This is a genomic window from Candidatus Nitrospira nitrificans (genome assembly GCF_001458775.1).
Classification (GTDB): Bacteria; Nitrospirota; Nitrospiria; order Nitrospirales; family Nitrospiraceae; genus Nitrospira_D; species Nitrospira_D nitrificans.
The window spans coordinates 32279-49796 of record NZ_CZPZ01000007.1 but is presented as its reverse complement, the minus strand read 5'-3'; the positions used below and the strand labels follow the sequence as shown (position 1 = coordinate 49796).

General features: G+C 57.8%; 17 protein-coding genes. 3 read left to right on the top strand and 14 right to left on the bottom strand.

Annotated features, from left to right (window positions below; all coding sequences use genetic code 11):
- The 12 genes from COMA2_RS05795 to COMA2_RS05740 all read right to left on the bottom strand — a co-directional run bounded on the left by COMA2_RS05795 (position 1) and on the right by COMA2_RS05740 (position 13349).
- Positions 1-780 (bottom strand): hypothetical protein, encoded by a 780-nt coding sequence (locus COMA2_RS05795; RefSeq protein ID WP_090895490.1) that lies wholly within the window; start codon positions 778-780, stop codon positions 1-3.
- Positions 777-911, bottom strand: coding sequence for a DUF6760 family protein (locus COMA2_RS21055; RefSeq protein ID WP_407919007.1), 135 nt, complete (start codon positions 909-911; stop codon positions 777-779). The genes COMA2_RS05795 and COMA2_RS21055 overlap by 4 nt, the downstream gene beginning before the upstream one ends.
- A 17-nt stretch (positions 912-928) precedes the next feature.
- The gene (locus tag COMA2_RS05785) at positions 929-1294 is read right to left on the bottom strand and encodes a hypothetical protein (RefSeq protein ID WP_090895487.1); all 366 of its coding nucleotides are present in this window, start codon (positions 1292-1294) and stop codon (positions 929-931) included.
- A gap of 2 nt (positions 1295-1296) precedes the next feature.
- The gene (locus tag COMA2_RS05780; RefSeq protein ID WP_090895485.1) at positions 1297-1728 is read right to left on the bottom strand and encodes a phage tail protein; all 432 of its coding nucleotides are present in this window, start codon (positions 1726-1728) and stop codon (positions 1297-1299) included.
- 12 nt (positions 1729-1740) lie between these two features.
- Entirely contained in the window at positions 1741-3735 is a 1995-nt protein-coding gene (locus tag COMA2_RS05775) for a phage tail sheath subtilisin-like domain-containing protein (RefSeq protein WP_090895483.1), read from the bottom strand.
- A gap of 23 nt (positions 3736-3758) precedes the next feature.
- Positions 3759-4631, bottom strand: a complete 873-nt coding sequence (locus COMA2_RS05770) for a Pvc16 family protein (protein WP_090895481.1) — start codon at positions 4629-4631, stop codon at positions 3759-3761.
- Positions 4632-4794: 163 nt separating this feature from the next.
- Entirely contained in the window at positions 4795-7626 is a 2832-nt protein-coding gene (locus COMA2_RS05765; RefSeq protein ID WP_090895479.1) for a DNA/RNA non-specific endonuclease, read from the bottom strand.
- A gap of 35 nt (positions 7627-7661) precedes the next feature.
- On the bottom strand, positions 7662-9881 hold the full coding sequence (locus tag COMA2_RS05760; protein ID WP_090895477.1) for an ATP-binding protein: 2220 nt from the start codon (positions 9879-9881) through the stop codon (positions 7662-7664).
- 16 nt (positions 9882-9897) lie between these two features.
- Complete coding sequence (locus tag COMA2_RS05755) at positions 9898-10131, bottom strand: hypothetical protein (RefSeq protein ID WP_139077097.1); 234 nt, start codon at positions 10129-10131, stop codon at positions 9898-9900.
- Positions 10132-10417: 286 nt separating this feature from the next.
- Positions 10418-11455, bottom strand: coding sequence for a sigma-54 interaction domain-containing protein (locus tag COMA2_RS05750; protein WP_090895474.1), 1038 nt, complete (start codon positions 11453-11455; stop codon positions 10418-10420).
- Between the two features lie 376 nt (positions 11456-11831).
- Positions 11832-12671, bottom strand: a complete 840-nt coding sequence (gene mutM, locus COMA2_RS05745; protein ID WP_090895472.1) for a bifunctional DNA-formamidopyrimidine glycosylase/DNA-(apurinic or apyrimidinic site) lyase — start codon at positions 12669-12671, stop codon at positions 11832-11834.
- Positions 12672-12938: 267 nt separating this feature from the next.
- Positions 12939-13349, bottom strand: a complete 411-nt coding sequence (locus tag COMA2_RS05740) for a dual specificity protein phosphatase family protein (protein ID WP_090895470.1) — start codon at positions 13347-13349, stop codon at positions 12939-12941.
- Between the two features lie 129 nt (positions 13350-13478).
- Between COMA2_RS05740 and COMA2_RS05735 the strand changes: the two genes are divergently transcribed.
- Both COMA2_RS05735 and COMA2_RS05730 read left to right on the top strand, forming a co-directional pair.
- Positions 13479-13838, top strand: a complete 360-nt coding sequence (locus tag COMA2_RS05735; protein ID WP_090895469.1) for a hypothetical protein — start codon at positions 13479-13481, stop codon at positions 13836-13838.
- A 42-nt stretch (positions 13839-13880) separates the two neighbouring features.
- The gene (locus COMA2_RS05730) at positions 13881-14063 is read left to right on the top strand and encodes a hypothetical protein (protein WP_139077095.1); all 183 of its coding nucleotides are present in this window, start codon (positions 13881-13883) and stop codon (positions 14061-14063) included.
- Between the two features lie 570 nt (positions 14064-14633).
- Here the strand turns inward: COMA2_RS05730 and COMA2_RS05725 are convergent.
- The gene (locus COMA2_RS05725; protein ID WP_090895465.1) at positions 14634-15812 is read right to left on the bottom strand and encodes a small ribosomal subunit Rsm22 family protein; all 1179 of its coding nucleotides are present in this window, start codon (positions 15810-15812) and stop codon (positions 14634-14636) included.
- A gap of 38 nt (positions 15813-15850) precedes the next feature.
- On the opposite strand from COMA2_RS05725, the gene COMA2_RS05720 reads away from it, so the two are divergent.
- Complete coding sequence (locus COMA2_RS05720; protein WP_090895463.1) at positions 15851-16099, top strand: hypothetical protein; 249 nt, start codon at positions 15851-15853, stop codon at positions 16097-16099.
- A gap of 150 nt (positions 16100-16249) precedes the next feature.
- Here the strand turns inward: COMA2_RS05720 and COMA2_RS05715 are convergent, their stop codons facing one another.
- Positions 16250-17452, bottom strand: a complete 1203-nt coding sequence (locus COMA2_RS05715) for a transketolase C-terminal domain-containing protein (RefSeq protein ID WP_342672599.1) — start codon at positions 17450-17452, stop codon at positions 16250-16252.
- Positions 17453-17518 lie beyond the last annotated feature (66 nt).

Here is a 17518-nt window from a genome sequence, read left to right as displayed (position 1 = left end):
TCAGTTCATCCCCATCCGTTCACGCTGCGCCACGATGCGCCGGTCAAGCGCGTGCAGCACCTGATCGGTGATGCGCGCAATATCAATGGGCGAACGGCCGGGCACCGCCGCCTCCATGTCTTGCCTTTCCCTGGCGCTCGACGGTTCTCGTGGAGCGCGCGGAGCCGCGGTGACGACAGCCGCTTCTTCTTGTGAGTGAACAACGCGTCGATAGGTTCGCAGTAACGATGGTGAGCGCCGAGAGATAGCGGGGTCCTGAGATGGCGTGGCCTGCTCCGTTCGGGATGCGGGACGCCTGGCTGGTCTACCATCGCCTTGCGGCGGATACTCCTCCCGCACTTCGCGTCCGACGAGACGCACGATCACATCATCCTGTTCTGAATGACGAGGTTGTCGCCTTGCTGAGGCCGCCACGGCCATGGGGATGGCCGTTATGCCGGCTTGCTGCGCCGGCGTGCGAGCTGCCGCTATGCGCGGATTTGTCGCAGGCTGCGGAAGAAGCAAGCGTAAGAGTATGCGAGGCTGCATGAACAAGGACGAATGCGTCGTGAGGTAGGTATGTGTGATCGACGGGCTGGTTCCGTCGGACTGCTCAAAGAGCAAGGCCATCATGGGCCATCGCCGATCCATCGCCGCATACCGGGCCAGAATGGCCCGCGCCATATTTCCCGCTCGATTCACATGACGCGGCAGACGTCCGGCCCGCGCGAATCGCCCCGCACGCGCCAGATAGCCATGGACCCGTTCCACAACCGCTCTGTGTTGCGTTCTGATTCTCATGTTCCGTTCACTCGTCCGTTGATCGCGCTGATTTCACGCACCCAGCGCCGACGGTCGCCATGCTCCATGCTCATGATCTCGGCCTGGGACCAGTGAAGGTGATACGCAACGAAGGCTACCTCCTCGTACAACTGACCGAGGGGGTAGCCTACGACCCCCCCATGGGAGGCCGCTCCAATTCAAAGGCATGTCGGCACTGCGGGCACGATGCCGCGACACGCCCTTGATCCACCTGGTTCATCTCGTTATAGCGGCTCTGCAGATAGGCCAGATCCGCGGCATACAGGCTTTCAATCGTCTTGGGATTGATATGCGCCACACTGCCCAGCCGTGTGATCACACGCGACAGCAAAATGACGATCAAATACGCCGGATTGGCCTGGACCCGCCCGTCGCGCAACGGCGTAATCTCGTCCGCAGCCGTCGCCAACCGCATGACGCCCTCGCGATGCAGATTGCCGTCCTCATCCTGATAGCCGACCGGCAAGGTGAATGCGTATTCAGTCTGGATCATGGTTATGCCCTCTCGATCCCTTCATGCGCGAGCTCCAGGGTTTCAATGGCCACGTCGGTGCCCTTGGCCGTGAAGTCAGGTCCGTCCCACTTCGTCGGCCAGGCATCGAAGAAATTCCATCGTACTTTCTCCGTGACCCCATCCACGTCATAGACCACGATGCTGCCGTTGGCGCGGCGAACCTTCCCATTGATGACGTCACGGTGCCAGTCATACAGCTCGCGCGAATCGGTGAGACCCCATTTCAAAACGATGTTGTCGTACTTGGTCAGACCCGGCAATTTATGGGTCTTCGTGTTCTTCCCCCCCTCGCGATATTCGATGGGGTCGGTGCTGGCTCCGAACCCGGTGCAGTCGGTGAAACGGGCCTGGGTAACGCCGTCGATCTCCACGACGAAGTTGAAATTGCGATAGGGGTCTTTTCTCTCTGCCATGGCGTGCTCCTTTTATTCGGTGACTTCCGATCCACCTTCCCAAATACCGATGCGGACGATGATGAACTCGGCCGGGTAAGAAGGCTTGACGCCGATCTCGATAGAGAGCCGTCCCAGGGCGCGCTGATCCGGCGGATTGATGGCCTCGTCGATGCGCACGTAGAAGGCGTCTTTCTCCGTCGCGCCGAACAGAGCCCCGTCCCGCCACTGCTGGGCCAGAAACGCGGAGATGGTGCGTTTGAGCTTTTGCCACAGCTCGAGGTTGTTCGGTTCGAAGACGGAACCTCGGATTCCGACCTGGATCGATTCTTCAAGGAACAGAAACAGACGGCGAATGTTCACGTACTGCCAGTTCGTGTTCTTCGTAGTGGTGCGCGCGCCCCAGACGATGGGTGCCCCACCTCGCTGAAACACACGGATCACATTGACACCCTTGAGGTTGATGAAACCCTGATCGGTGTCGCTCAGCATCGTCTCCACGCCGAGCGCCCCGTTCACGACACATTCGTTGCCTGCGGGTGCCTTGAACACGCCGCGATTAAGATCCGTGCGCGCATAGATGCCGGCCACGTAACCGCCAGGGGGCACGAGGGTCCGTCGCCCGGTCTTCGCCGACGTGACTTCGATCCAGGGGTAGTACAGGGCGCCGAAACCTTTGTCGTTCTCAAGTCCTTCGCGCTGGACCTCGATATCCTGAACTGCGGTCGCCTTGCCGGCATCGAAGATTGCGAAGCGGTCGTGTAGCCTTGAGCAGTGATCGAGCACCGCCTTCTGGACGGCGAGATCGGTACGATCGGCCGCCACGACTATATTGATATCGCGGATAGGCTCGAGCAGTGCCAGCGCGCTCTCGTAATCGCTCGAACGACTTTTGATGGCGGTCGCGTCGTGGCTTTGGGCGCCTCCGAGCGTGACGGTTGCCGCGCTCGGTGGGCCAGTCGGTGGATCGAGCGGATGCGCCAGGAGCAGCCCTGCGGCGTCGCTGTTGATCACGTTGGCGTAGTATCGGGGATGCAGCGTCTCCATGGACAAGCCTGGATAGGTCGGCGGCGGCGCCGGCGTCGGAACAGGCTGACCCACCGTGAGGTTGAACTCTTGCGACTGCAGTTGAATCGGTTGGGTCCCGTACAGCGTGAATCCAGTGAGGCCGTCACGCACAGTGACGCGATACGTCGTGAGGCTCGATGAAATGCGCTCGGCTCTGACTGCCGTCACCACTGTTGTTTTCGGGGCCGGCGCGCCGGCGCCGGTTCCCTGAGTCACCGTGATGATACTGCCCACCACCAATTTCGCGGCGCTCGTTTGACTCGGCGGCGTCCTGTCCACGACCCGGAACGTTGCGGCAAATGCCGGGAGCGAAGCGAGTCTGAGTTTGACGTTGGCATAGGTAGCCTGCAACGGATTCTGCAGATAGACGATGGTACCGGAGGTTCTGGCCACCGTCGCCGGCTCGCTGGTTATCGGAGTGCCGGTCGTATTGCCGATGACAACGTCATCGCCGGGCAGAAACTGCGCGGCATTCGCCGCCGTGCCGACATTGACGCTTCGGCTGCCGGCAGTGGCGCTCGCGTCGACCTCGGGTTTGAATAGCATCACGTCATCAACCGAATGCGCTGCCGCCACAACGACACCGATTGCGGGACTCTGTGGCCCGCTTCGACGCGCTGTCAGTCTGATGATCTTCTTCAGGGGATTCGCCTCTTCTACGAGATCGACAAAATCCGGGGTGGCATTGCTGATTGCGGTCACGAAACACGTCTGCCCGCCGTTGGCAAAGAACCCGCGGACCGCATAGTAGAGAAAGTCGTCATCTTCCGGCTCGATCGGCAACGGTGGCGCGAACATTCTCAGATAGGCATCCCAACTCGTGAACAGCGTCGGTTTCATGGGCGGGCCGTACGTGTTCAGGCCCAGGAACGCGGCAACCGCCGTGCCGACCCCCTGAATCGGCGCGCCCGGCGCAAACTCTTCGATGTACACCCCCGGGTAACTGACTTGGACGGCCATGTGCTGCTCCTTTCGGCTGTGTCTTATGCGGTAAGTTGCAGGTCGTACTCACCGGCCATCGTGGACGGCACCTCGACAGACCGTGGCGTCGCTTCGTGGTACCCACTCGCGCGAGCCCGCAATGTGTAGCTCGCTCCTTGCGCGACACGTTCAAACAAAAACCGACCGTTGGCATCGGCGACTTGCGTCTGGGTTTGCGCTGGATTCGGCGACTCGAGCCGCACCCAGGCCTCCCTCACCGGATTGCCGCTGATGTCCCGCACCGTGCCGCCGATCGTAATCAGCTCGTCCGGAGCTGCAACCGTGCCCATCTGGCAGTAGCGGGACGAGACGGTGGTGACGATCGAACCCTCGACCGACTGGTCGAGATCCATGCAGATCGTCACGATGAGATTGAAATACGGACGAGGCGGAATCCCGAGCGCGCTCCAGAATTCGCCGGCGCTCTTGGCCCCATCCATTTGCGCGACCATGGTCGGCGGAGCGTAGAGTTGCCCCGTGAGCCCGCCGGCTTGCACATATGCATCTGGAATGACCGGAAACCGCGACAGCCAGTTGAACGCCTGGCCGAGCAGCTTGTGCGAGGCCGTCACCTTGGCGCCTTCCGTCGCTCCATCGGTCCATGTGGTCACCATGTATGCGCAATCCACCCGTAAGGGTGAGCGTCGCCGAAGGCTCAGGCTGTTTTGCTGCCTCGTGATCGGCATCGGATCGCGAAGATCGCGGTTCTCCTTCGTCTCATAGAGAAACAGATTCACTTCGGCATTGCCCTGCAGGGGATATGGCTGTTTGGGCGTCACGAAGCTGGCCTGAGCATTATGCAGATCATCAAGCGACACACCTGTGGGTGCAGCTTTAATCAGCTCCGTCAGCATATGATCGAGGAGATCAAACACGTCGCAGACTCCAAAGGACGAACAGGGTATTTCTTTTGATCATCTGCCGTCCGAACGTTCTATTGCGAACTCGTTTTTGAGTATGATTTGGTAAATTAGTCATTGACGCCTTGACTTTGAAAAAGCAGCCTGTCCTCATTTTCTCATGCAAACATAGCGGTAATCAGTTATTGGAGTAACTGATGTCTAGGAGAATTTTCCCGTCCGGTGCGATGACCTTACGATGGATCTCCTTCGGGATGGGTGTCCCGTTGGGGAGCCGCGGCGGATTAGCCTCATAGACCGGCGTAACCTCGACCGTGACAGTGCCGTACTTATCGGCAAGCCTGACGGTCTCAGCCTCAGCGGCGCGCCAGGGGGATCCCTCTCCTCGGTTGAGGTTGGGATGCATTGGCACGATGTTTGGCATCTGATCCGCAGCAAGCTCAGCATCTACATTCCCCTTGAACGCTTCGCGCTGAGCAAGATGACCGCGATCCCATCCAGTATTCGTATAATCATCGGTCGTCGCTTGGGCCCCCTCTGTTGCTTCTTGTCGCGTGAACGCACGATCGGTTTGCACAACACGATCCCTCGTTCCTGCAACAACACGGTATGTGACGCGGTTCGGCCGGCCTGCGGTTATGTTGTAGTCGGTCTCGAGGCCGTACATAGTTTCAGCGGCGTTGCGCTCGTTGAACGACATACCAATGCGTCGATTGGTGCCGGACCTGAACTCGCTCGGCTCGCCAAAGATTCGCTTGAACGGTTTTCCAAATTTCGCCAACTCTTTCTTGCTCTTAGGAGGCTTGAGGCGTGGCCCAGCTGGCATCAGGCCGAGATCCACGGGCTGTGCCGGATCAGCCAGCATCGGGCGGCTGGTATCGAACTGAGGTACCTTTCCCTCAGACATTGGGGGAACCTCCAGATACTCTTCGGAAGCACCCAACAGCGGGCCACTGGTGTCAAATTCTGATCGAGCACGGAGGTCAGAAATCTTTTGTGCCGGACCAATCGTCTTCTTGCCGGGGCTCCTAAGGTCTAATCTAGAAAATTCCCCAGGCTCGAGCGGAAGGTCCCTGGGCGTCACTTCAGGGGAGATCTCACTCACCGGTGCTACGCCTTCCGGGCTGAGCGGCTTACCAAGGGCGGATTTTTCTCCAGGCGTCAATCTCCTAGGAGACAAATTGGGACTGGAGCCCTCCTTCGCAGGTAAACCAGGTACAACTTCTCTTGTCGGTGAAGGAATGGATGGGAGGTCCTTTACCCCACCTTTGCCGCCAATACTAGCTACAGCGACATTCTCTTTGGGAAGATTGATGACTTCGGCCACCTCTCGATCGCTAGGTCGAACGGCCGCCGATCGAACATCAGCGGCTGTATCGCCTGTTCCAGTCGCTTTGGCTCGCTGCCCACCAGCCCCCGGCGGCGTTCGTTCGCCCGTATCCCATTTAGGCCCACGACGCTCGCTCCCACCGGTTTCGCGCGTGCGCGCCCTCATGTTTTGTTTTGTTGGCGCTTCAGTGCGAGTCCGTGCGAATTTCGAAGGCTCTACACGTGACTTAAGAGGGCCCTGCTCACCAACTGGCGCACGCTCCTCGAAGAGCCCTCTCGGCTCAGCGAGCTCGTAATCCAGCTCGTGCATCGGACGTGGCGCCGAAGGCCCCTTCGCAATCTTCACCCCGGCCCGAAGATCAGCGATGGTCATTGCAGCGACTGCAATCATCATCGCCCACTCGCCCGAACTCGGTCCTTCGACGCCAAGCATTCCCCTGCCCGGCTGGTTAGACCCGGCAGCCAGAGCACTCTTGTCGAGCATCGACTCCAGATCAGCGCCGAGCTGCGCCGCGCCAATTCCGGCAGCAATGAAGGGACCCACTACGGGAACGAACGCGATTGCGAGCTGCAGGCCTGTCAAGCCCATGGTTTTCCAGAATTGAACCGTCCTGTGATGCGCGATGACACGATGAGCGGCGTTCTGCAACGCCGGTGAAAGATCATGAATGGTCAGCTTAAGAGCCTCGGGCAGATCGAACGCGTCGATGTCTCCTGAACCGATCTCGATCGTTGCAATATCGATTGCCTCCAGCAGCTCGGTGAACCCGGCCCTCGTCCGCGCAACAACCTCTTCCTCCGAAATGCTCTGAAGTATGTCTTCGGTATCGGCCTTGGCAAAGAAAGGAAATGCCTCATGAAGGCTGTAGAGCATGTGGGCAACAATGTTGATCTGGCCTTGCCGCCAGTCGACGAGGTTATCCGCCAGCGTCCGTAAGGCTGCGGGCCATATCCGCTTGTCCGCGTCCGGTTCGGCAAAACGCTGGACACTGTAGTTGAAGCGTCCTCTCGCGTCGTCGTCTTGGAAGGCCGTTATTTGCTCGCTTATCTCCGTCAGATAGGTTTCAGTCTCCTCGACCCCAAGCCGAGACTCCTGAATTGCCCGGCTGGAAATGCGACGGAGACGCGAGCGGGAATCTACGAGGCTCGCCTTGATTTCGTTGAGTTCGCGGATTCGATCAGCCGCTAGGAGGACCATCGCGACCGTCTCCAAGCGTTTGTTGGCACCGCCCTTCCCCGTGCCTTTCAACGACGAGAGAGTCGCGGACTCCCGTCCCTCCATGACAGCGCGATGCGCCGCCATCACGCCCAGCGCTTGGAGCCGGACCAGTATCTTCAGCCGCACAGCAAAACGATCTCTCTCCGCTTCGCTGGTGGGCGGTCCGTCTTCCTCCAGCTTCGCCTGGAGCTTCAGATAGTCGCCGGGTGCCGCTGCGAGCGTTTCTTCGAAATGCTCTTTCCGAACGAACCTGCTCTGATCGAAACGCTGCCACGCATGACGGTTCGACGGATCGAGAGCGTGTTCAGGCAGCGTGATGGCATCGGCCACGTCCTTCAGCCACATCAGCTTCGCCTGATTGTCAGGCGCTGCCTGCTCCACCATTGGCGTGGGACTGCCGGTCGGCCGCTTTGGGCTGACCCGCACTGGAAACTCTTCGAGTTGCCGTCCACCTGCACCCATGGTGTTCTACCGTGCTCCTCTCGTCTGGACCGGTATCACCGGGCCCAAACAGACGCCACCGACACGTGCGCAAGACCGTTTTTCTGCGACTCCCTCCGCACCGACTCGGACATGTGCGCCATATCAACGACGCCGCCATTCCCCGCCGCCTTGAACGCCGCCGTGACTGCGATGTTTTTGATATTTCCCCCAGCCAGCTTCACTTCACGCGCAAGTAGGTTCCTATCTACGGATGTGGCAATCGGTACCGCTTCCGGCCATGCACGCGTCCAAAGCTGCAATCGTGCCGCCTCGTCCGGAAACGGGAAATGGATGCTGAACGCGAGCCGCCGCGTGAATGCCTGGTCGAGATTGTCGCTCAGATTGGTGGCTAGGATCGCGATGCCCTCGTACTGCTCCATTTTCTGCAGCAGATAACTGATTTCGAGGTTGGCATAGCGGTCGTGTGAATCTTTCACTTCCGAGCGCTTGCCGAACAGCGCGTCGGCCTCGTCGAAGAATAGAATGGCGTTGGCATTCGTCGCCGCGGTGAAGACTTTGTCGAGGTTCTTTTCCGTCTCGCCGATGTATTTGCTCACGACCTGGGCAAGGTCGATCCGGTACAGATCCAGCCCCAGCGCGTTGGCCATGACTTCGGCCGCCATGGTCTTGCCGGTGCCCGATCCACCGGAAAACAGCGCGGTGATGCCGAGGCCATAAGAGAGCTTCTTTGCGAAGCCCCATTCATTGAGGACTTTATCGCGGTAGTTGAAGCGGTCGCAGACTTCGCGCAATTGCGCTGTTTCATCGGCGGGTAACACGAGGTCATCCCAGGTGGCATGTGGCTTAATCTTTGTGGCGAGCACAGCCAGATCATGTCCGCATTGGGCGCGCGCGGCGGCGAAGAGGGCTTGCGCCTGGGACTTCCCCGCCGATGAAGCGGCAACCGCCGCGGCATCTTGGATCTGGGCATTCGTCATCCGGTAGCGCTGCGCCAGTCTGATCAGCGATTCCTCTTCCATCTCCAGCTTGTGTTGCCGTAGACACTGCCGCCACCATTGCGTGCGTTGCGCAAGGTCCGGATAGGCGAAGGCGCGCGTCACCACGCCAGGCGGCTTGTCGGCGGAGGGTATCCATGCTTGCTTGCCTTCGAAAACGAAATGGACAGGCAAATCCTTGAGCGCCCGCCACAAAACGTTCCACTGATTGGGGAGCAGGGATTCCGCGGCCTTATCAATGCCTCGCAGATAGAGCAACGCGCCGCGGAACCAGGCTTCGCGCACCAGTACAGTGAATGTGCTGTCTCGTGTTGACGCGGCATCTGCACCGAGCCTGTGGAGATCGGCGTTAAGCACACGGATATCAAGCACCGTTGCCAGCAACCCGACGGCCTCGACTTGCCCGCAGTATGACGGTCCGTGAAAGTAGAGCCGTACCGGCGATTGCGCATGGACGGAGGCTACCGCATGGAGCTCTTGCTCCATCGATTCTGCAAGCGGCGCTCGTTCGTCCGACGGCAGCGGCGCGGCCATCTCGCAAAATGCGGCGAGCCGTGAATCCAGGCTATCCTCGAGCAACAGCAACCGAACGATCTGCTCATCGACGCGATAGTGGCGCGACAACAGCGGCGGATTGACGTGATGCGGATCGGCGAAGATGTCGATCACACGATTGCGCACCAACGGTGCATCGGGCGCGAACCGCTCGCGCTGCTGGAGTTTCTGTCCCGCTGAGACGCACAGTAGATTGAGCGCGAGGTCGATGCTGGGGCGGCGCCGGCTGATATCATCATGCAGGTATGCGTAGATCCGCTCGTAGCGCAAGTCTAGTTCAGGCGCGAGCCCGATCAGGATCACGTCCAGATCAAAGTCCGTCAGCCCGTACACACGCTGGAGCCATAGCAACCGCCGCAGACTGAGCGAGTGAGTGGCTTCTGCGATCTCGTAACCTTGTAAGCTGAGTGGAGGGAACGGTTCTCCTGGCGTACGCCCGAGTGCCGCTGCCACATCGGCCGGAGAGATAGCCAGACCTCGATAGAGATCTCCCCCGGCGCGCGCGGCAAACAGGCGCTCGGCCGCTTCGACGGCCGCCGCCAGACGCCGGTCGAGGCGCGTCAAGAGCGGGAGCAAGCCGGCATAACTCTGCTCATGGGACGTCACCGTATCGGCGGCAGCTGAATTGGATGTTTTGGCTATAGGGTCGTCCACGATGTTCGTCAAACCTTGTGTGACAGCAGGGTCCGGTTTGCTTTCTCTCCGTACCGCTTGTTTCTTCATACCGTCCACTCTGCCATTACGGTTTGAGCCGATACCGTGTATGCGCACCGGTTCCTACTGCTTCGATTCGTCCCCTCTCAAGCAACTGTTTCAGGACCTTCCTTACGGTTTCCGCTGTGACCTTTGCCCGATGTCGCATCAGCCACCACTCCGCAATGCCCTCTTCGGTGTCCATCGCCAGTGGACAATCGGCCAAATAATTGAGAAAGGCCTCGGCCACGACTCCCTCTTCTTCATTCTCTGATGACATGGATGACACCGATTGCGTGCGCCTCTTCTTCTGTTCACGCACCATTGAGCAAGTGAGCAAGAATCGGACTTGGGCATCCGGAGCGGAGACCAATCAGTTTTCAAGGAATTCCGAGCAGATGTCAGGAAGGAGGCATTAAAAGTGGGGCAGGTTCTCCCCACGGAAGATATCCCTCTCAATGCTGTGTTCTGACGATAACCTGCTGAACTTTTGGATAATTACTTGGTGGGTCTGTGATGACCCGGAGAGTGGGAGAATATCCGCCCGGCCATATGCCGGCGCCCAGTCACGAAGCGGGAAATGCGAAACCTTTCGGATCGATTTGATATTTCTGGAGCAATCGGCCGAATGCCCGTCGTTCTTTCCCTGCCTTGCGAGCCGCATGCGTGACATTGCCGCGGCACTCCGTCATCAGACTCATCAGATACTTCCGCTCAAACCATATGATATTTTGCTGCTTCAGGGCTTTGAGGGTCTGTGCGCCGGGCGGCGGCCCGCCCTCAGTTTGCTCATCGTTCGGCAAAGGCAATCCAAGATCCTGCGCATCGATCCATTCATTCCTCTTTGCCCGGTGAATGCCACGAATGACCGCATTTTCAAGTTCTCTGACGTTACCAGGCCAATCGTAGCCGAGCATGGCCGTCGCTGCGGCAGGGGTCAGTCGAACAGGGCCCCGCTCTGTCGGCGCATGCTTCTTAATAAAGTGGGCAGCCAATTCGGCGATATCGTCCTTTCGGTCGCGGAGGGGCGGCAGGCTGAGAGTAAAGACCGACAGCCGATAGTAGAGGTCCGCGCGAAAGGTCTGCCGTTGAACCGACTGATCCAGCCTCGCGTTGGTCGCCGCAAGAATTCTTACATCGGCCTGCCGCTCGCCGCTGGCTCCTACGGCCCGGTACTTTTTATCCTGGAGCACACGGAGTAAAACCACCTGTGCCCGCGCGCTCAGGGAATCCACTTCATCCAGAAAGAGTGTCCCGTTTTCAGCTTGCGCGATCAGGCCGGATCTGCGTAGATGCGCATCCGTGAACGCTCCTCGCTCGTGCCCGAATAACTCATCTTCAAGCAGCGTGTCGGGCAAGGAACCACAATTCAGGGCGACGAACGGGCCGTCGGCCCTGCCGCTCAGATAGTGAATGGCCCGCGCAAACAGTTCTTTCCCGGTCCCCGTCTCACCCATGAGCAAGACAGCGGCATCGCTCTTCTCGATCGTGGACAGGTCCTCGATCACCTGCAAGAAACAGCGGGCCTTCCCCACCAACTTTGCCCGGGCCAATGTTTCTTCGAGATAACGCGCCAGCGTCCTTGTCTTATCGTGCTCGTCCATACGCCGCACTCCACATCATGTCACTTGATGAGAATGGGTCTACGTATCTGTGCCGAGGGTACGCCCATTGATACGATAATGACAAGGCCATGACTGAGCCGTTTGCATCTTTAACTTTGCGCGACCGCGCCGGCGCTCAGGTGCAAAGCAAGCACTATGCCGGTACTGAGCTGAAGTCCCTCACGGTGTAGGCCTCCGTGCAACAGCTCAATTTCTTGTGGATTCGTGACTCCCCCGCGCTTTCATCGCAATACATTCATTGATTGCCAGCCGGTAGACAGGCCGGTCCTCTGTGAATCCTTTCGTCTGCTTTCCTGTAGGGTTTGTGCCGACACTCATCATTTATGTCGATAGCGAGAGCGCCGACGAGGGAACGTCACCGTGACATTGTGCAGTTCTGGCAGGCAGGACACACAAATGAACTCCGTTCACCTTGGAGACGGCGGATAACCTGTCCACAGCGATTGGGGCAGGGCTGTCCCTCTTTTCCATACACCAGATGTCGGCGTTTATATTGCCCCTCTGTTCCGTCGGGAGCAAAAAAATCTCGGACGCTCGATCCTCCGCAGGCAATCGCCTCATGAAAAACCTCACCCATGATCCGGTAAAGCTTTTCAACCCCGGCCACCGACAGTCTGCTGATTTGAGCATGGGGGTGCAGACCGGCTCGAAAGAGAATCTCATTCGCATAGATATTCCCGACTCCGGCGATGACTTGTTGATGCATCAAGAGCGATTTGAGCCGGCCGCGTCGAACTTGCAACAGGCTCACAAAATCCTGCTGCGACGCGGAGAGCGGATCCAGTCCAAATCGGCGGGTGCGATATCGGTCCAATCCTGCTCGATCCAACAACGACAGCCGCCCAAACCGACGGGGGTTCCAATACCGCAATTCCGGCTCATACGTGTCTTCAAACAACATCTTCACATGGACGTGCTGTGGGTGTTTCGTCGGCGTGGACTGGAACAGGAGAAGTCCGGTCATCCCAAGTTCAGCCACGACATAGCGACAGACCTTGTCCTTCATAAATCCAAGGGCCACACTCTTGCCGAATCGCTCGACAGACTGCAGGCTGGCGCCGGGATACCAAGATAAGGTCGAGAATCCCTCTCGCACGATATCCGCCCGCCCGACCCACACATCTCCTAACGGCGCGCCAAGAAGACGAGAACGGATTTGTCGAGCCACGACTTCTGCTTCTGGGAGCTCCGGCATCACACATCCAGATTAAGAGATGGAGAGTAACGCCATTACGCCATGAGGATTGGAGGAAAGGCAAGACGGACTTGAAGGGATTGGGAAGAAGACGGTTTCACAAGAGCCCGCAGGCTGTTCAAAAAGACCGCTGCTCTCACCCGTCCAACCATCGCCTGTATGAACAGGCGTTTGCCCAGGCCGTACATTGAGCTTCTGAAGCCCGCCTCGCCGACTTTGCGAGGTGTGCGACGTGAGAACGAAGCGGAAGGACTGTTCAATAGCCTGCTACGCGGCGCGCCGGAGCTGGCGCACTTGTTCAATGGCGACCTGGAGATTCGGCAGCGGCATGGCTCCAGGCCGCCGGGCCATGACCAACTTCAGAACTTCATCGTAGGTCCGACCCTCCACGCAACACAGATAGGCCATCACCACGGACACTGAGCGGCCCATTCCCGCCCGACAACAGACCAGGGTCCGTCCTTTTCCGGCACGAGACTCAAGCCATTGAACGGCTTCCATCAGTTTGGTGGGATCCGCCTTCGCGAACTCCCGCAAGGGGACTCGATGATAATCGACCCATGCGGCCGGCGTGATTGAAAGCTCCTCTGCCACGAATAGGAGTATGCCGATTGTCTCAGGAGGCTCCTGCGCATCGACGATGCTCCCGACCAGCAGATTGTCCGTAATCGTATGCATCGCGTTGTCAGTATATCTCGACTCTGATAGGCGTCAAGCGTTCTCACGGCTCCGTCATGGCGGTTGCGATTCCATTTATCCGCCCGCTATACTCGCCCTCGTCGGTTGGAGAACGGATTTCGTCATCCTATGGTCACCATCACTCAACAGGAAGTAGAACGGCGCCTCAACACAGTCCAATGCGCCATCTGCAAGCAGTCCAGCTTTGCCATTGACGAACGGTTCATGGGAACCGACGGTGACTGGCGGGGCATCTGCAAGAAATGCTTCTACACCTTCCCGGTCCATACCGATATGGAGTTTTATCTCCGGACACAGCCGGACGTGCCGTTTCGCTTGAAGGAGATTTCCTGCACGGCCTGCAACCATCGCGGAGTCGACCTCGACTTCCGGGCTACGTTATCCGTCCGGGAAGCAATTTACTTCGTAACTTGCAAGGGCTGCAAACGACAGTTCCCGGAGAAATCGTCACTGGAAGCGTTTGAATAAGTCAGCCACCATTCTTCCTCATCATTGGTGTATACTCACCCCATGACCGACAAGCCAAAACAGCCGGAACAATCTTCGCCGGACGAAAAACCCACGATGAGAAAAGAAATCCCCCTCATCGCCATTCAGGATGATGGTGATATGATCGCCGAAGAAATGGCCGAGCTGTTCGAGGAAGACAAGGTTTCCCACCAGCACGGATCGTCGGAGCCTGAAGCGGATTAACGGCTGCCAGTTCTCCTCCGCAAGAGACTCCCCATCCCATCAACACCCTCAAGAAACCTGTTCAACAATCTTCTCCTCTGCTTCATATGAAAGCAAAGATCGGTGCGACATCCACATTCACTCCCGCCCCTCCGTGGCATGCGCTGATTCCAACGAACGGCGCCGTGCTGTTTCATCACTCCTTCGTCACTTGGTGTAGCGTCATAGCGTTGCCTTCGGTGCCAAGCACCGCGGCCATCCGACAGACAGGTGCACACTCCATTTCTCTGACAGGATACACCGTGAAGGCTATGGATTTGATCATAAACCCTTCGTGTCAGACCTCTATCGCGCTCACATATCCGTGCTCATTTTAAAGAGCGCAAGCAGAATGGTCTGCCGTATCAGAAAAAACAGGAACCGTTCATCAGCGTCCACATCCTGGATTCTTCATGTTTTATAGAAAGAAGCGCCGGACGGAGTTCCCACAGAAATCACACTGCATCATTCCTCATCCCGATAGGCGGTGATGATGACCGCCTTCCTCGTTGGCCCTACCTTTAAGACAACGTGTACAGATTCTCCAGAACTTCAAACTGGACGAACGATCTGCACAGCTGCATTGTGTTCGATCCGTCCCAACGTCGACACCTTTCCCCTTCGTTCTTTGTGAACGATCTTTTCGATCTGCACGATCGCGCCGCGATGCCACTCATCAAACGGCGCATTGTGAGGCGAGGCAAGGCGATCCTGTCGACCGATTTCTGGACGTCCTGTCTCGTTGCACAGCCAGGCCCGCTTCTCGCCTTTCAGCTCCCGCAGTTCGCTCACGACTCGATAGACATCCGGACGTCGATCGACGATGGTCTTCCCGTCCTTTCGAAGCAGGAGATACGAAAACTTCAGCGCGTCTTTGATGAACCCAATCTCTTCATCAATTTCTTGAATTGAGCTTGGTGGGTCCCAGGCCCGCTCTTCGTGGCACCAGTCATCGGGCTTTACTAATGCCGGGCAGTTGTTTTCATGGAGACAGGGGCTATAGACGGTGCAGCGCTTCTCTTGGAGTAATCGGTCGCGCACTTGGTGCAGCAGTCGGGAAGTCTCACGCAAGGCCGGCTCCACGATCATCAAGGTGCCCTCGGGTGCGAGAAACGCCAACAGCTCCGTCACGAGACAGCTTCGCATCACGATCGGATCTGTCGCATCTGCATGGATCTCGTTCAAGCAGTTCGCGAGAATGATGAGATCGAATGGAACTCTCGGCTCAACCTTTTTTACCCACCCGGCCTGTTCTACATCTGCCTGGCAAGGTTGAAGATTCGTGCCTGTTAGATCGGCCGTTTGGCAATATTCACTCCAAAGGTGTTCGCCTTGTTGCAACGCCGTAGGAGAGCGGTCCACGGCCACAACCGAGAGCGTGTCATCCTTATATCGCTGATGCCACCAGTCGAGAACAGCCAGTGCCCCTGTCCCGGGCCCAGAGCCTACGTCCAGCACTGAAAATGTTTCGCCGATCCGGCCGACAGGCATCTCATCAAGAAGGACTTGAATCTTTGACAGATTCACCGGCAAAAAATAATTGAGGTATGCGGCGGCAAAAGCTGGAGATTCGAGGTAGGAACCGCTCAGCGCATTTCGCCCTTTCGTAAAGAGCCTAGAGAGTTCAAGAACCGCGGATGAAAGGCGCTTTCGCGAGCCCCCGTCCCTTTTGGCTACATGCTCAATCGCAGTCAGCACCAGGGGCGAGACGGTGACATTGTGGCTGCGCATGACCCTAGTGTATGCTCAGCCTATTACGGAGGACAACTATGACGGATGATATTCTCAAAGCCTATAAAGAGGTTGAATCTGCCGTGGAGCGCTATATTCGACTGCTGCACGACCATGTCACGATGTTACAAAACATTGAGCCACCTGGTTCGGATAAGATTATTCGACTGACCGCCGGCTCGAAAGCCATGACCGATAGCGCGAATATTTATCTGTCCTATGCGAAATACGTAGCCTATGGGATGCCGAACAGCGAAGAGATGATCGAGGACGAGATTCAGGGGTGAAGCCGTTATTCGTTAAACGTTGCTCGTTAAACGCAAGAGGTATCGTCAAACATTGTCGTTTAACGATACACGAGTAATACGGCGCGCCGAAAAGAAAGGGCCCGATCCTTGACGGGATCGGGCCCTTGTTTTTCTATATCGTGCGCCGCTTTAGATGCTGCGCATGAAGTGAGCGACTTCGTCAGGATTGACGCCGCCCATGATCTGCGACATGGCGACGTTCGTGGATTTCTTACCGCTCACGCCGGATTCGACTTCGTCCACGATCAACTCTACCGGCATCGACTGACCACCGTACACGCGCGGACCACCGATGATTTTTGCGTTGGAGAAACCGTAGATGGCAGTCGCCACTTCCTTCGCCAACCAGCCGACGTAGTTGAATTCCGGAACCACGATCAGCTTCGCCTTGCCGCACAACTGACGAAGTTCCTTGGTCGGGAATGGGCGAAGAGAGCGGACCTTGATCAAGCCTACCTTCATGCCCTTCTCTTTGCAGAGACGGACCGCTTCGCGCGACTGCGCGGCAGCGCTGCCGGACGCAATGATGATCACTTCGGCATCATCGACGTTCTCCGCAGTAAGTAATCCGCCCATATATCGATCGATGTATTTGCGCGACCGCTCTACGGCCGCCCACACTTCCTGTTGCCAGACAGCGTGAATATTGTAGGCCATGAAGTTCGACTTTTGGACCGGAGCGTCGCGGGAGAGACGCGCGGGAGGATTTTCTGCGTCGAGCACGGGAACGGCCCCGCGCCACGCCTCACGCGGCGGAAGCTTAATGCCACGATCCTGCATGCGCACATATCCACGGGCATGGGTGACGAAAAAACCGTCGCAGCAGACGCCGACCGGCAATGTCACGTCATTCTTTTCGCTGATCGTGAAACCGGCCATCGTGAAATCGAACATGTCTTGTTGGTTTTCGGCATGGAACACGATCATGCCGCAGTTGAGCAGATAGGACACTTCGATGTTGTCCGGTTGAATGGCCAGCGGGGCATTGACGACACGACAGGTAAACATGGCGACGACCGGAAGACGGTGGCCTGGCCAGGAGGCGATGCCTTCGAGGCCACGCAGCGTACCAGGACCGGCCGTCGCGGTGTAGCAACGGACACCCGCTCGCGACCCACCGGCGATAGCCGCCATCACCCCGACTTCTTCTTCGCCGCGATAATATTCCTTCACATAGCCTTCACCGTAGAGCACACCGACGAGCTGCATGGTTTCGCTCTGCGGCGTGATCGGATACGCGATAGCCAAATCCACATTCGAACGACGGATCGCTTCTTTTGCCGCTTCACTGCCGGTGATGAATTCTTTTGTCCGAGGCGCCTCGTGAAACATATATTCCGGCGTGACGACGCGTTGTCTTTTGGCTTCGCCGTGCGGATCCGTCTTTCTATCTACCTT

What these genes read in the sequence shown, in the direction of transcription:
- COMA2_RS05795 (WP_090895490.1), bottom strand. Translation starts at nt 780, where the DNA reads ATGAGAATCAGAACGCAACACAGAGCGGTTGTGGAACGGGTCCATGGC.
- COMA2_RS05785 (WP_090895487.1), bottom strand. Translation starts at nt 1,294, where the DNA reads ATGATCCAGACTGAATACGCATTCACCTTGCCGGTCGGCTATCAGGAT.
- COMA2_RS05780 (WP_090895485.1), bottom strand. Translation starts at nt 1,728, where the DNA reads ATGGCAGAGAGAAAAGACCCCTATCGCAATTTCAACTTCGTCGTGGAG.
- COMA2_RS05775 (WP_090895483.1), bottom strand. Translation starts at nt 3,735, where the DNA reads ATGGCCGTCCAAGTCAGTTACCCGGGGGTGTACATCGAAGAGTTTGCG.
- COMA2_RS05765 (WP_090895479.1), bottom strand. Translation starts at nt 7,626, where the DNA reads ATGGGTGCAGGTGGACGGCAACTCGAAGAGTTTCCAGTGCGGGTCAGC.
- COMA2_RS05760 (WP_090895477.1), bottom strand. Translation starts at nt 9,881, where the DNA reads ATGAAGAAACAAGCGGTACGGAGAGAAAGCAAACCGGACCCTGCTGTC.
- COMA2_RS05755 (WP_139077097.1), bottom strand. Translation starts at nt 10,131, where the DNA reads ATGTCATCAGAGAATGAAGAAGAGGGAGTCGTGGCCGAGGCCTTTCTC.
- COMA2_RS05750 (WP_090895474.1), bottom strand. Translation starts at nt 11,455, where the DNA reads ATGGACGAGCACGATAAGACAAGGACGCTGGCGCGTTATCTCGAAGAA.
- mutM (WP_090895472.1), bottom strand. Translation starts at nt 12,671, where the DNA reads ATGCCGGAGCTCCCAGAAGCAGAAGTCGTGGCTCGACAAATCCGTTCT.
- COMA2_RS05740 (WP_090895470.1), bottom strand. Translation starts at nt 13,349, where the DNA reads ATGCATACGATTACGGACAATCTGCTGGTCGGGAGCATCGTCGATGCG.
- COMA2_RS05735 (WP_090895469.1), top strand. Translation starts at nt 13,479, where the DNA reads ATGGTCACCATCACTCAACAGGAAGTAGAACGGCGCCTCAACACAGTC.
- COMA2_RS05730 (WP_139077095.1), top strand. Translation starts at nt 13,881, where the DNA reads ATGACCGACAAGCCAAAACAGCCGGAACAATCTTCGCCGGACGAAAAA.
- COMA2_RS05725 (WP_090895465.1), bottom strand. Translation starts at nt 15,812, where the DNA reads ATGCGCAGCCACAATGTCACCGTCTCGCCCCTGGTGCTGACTGCGATT.
- COMA2_RS05720 (WP_090895463.1), top strand. Translation starts at nt 15,851, where the DNA reads ATGACGGATGATATTCTCAAAGCCTATAAAGAGGTTGAATCTGCCGTG.
- COMA2_RS05715 (WP_342672599.1), bottom strand. Translation starts at nt 17,452, where the DNA reads ATGTTTCACGAGGCGCCTCGGACAAAAGAATTCATCACCGGCAGTGAA.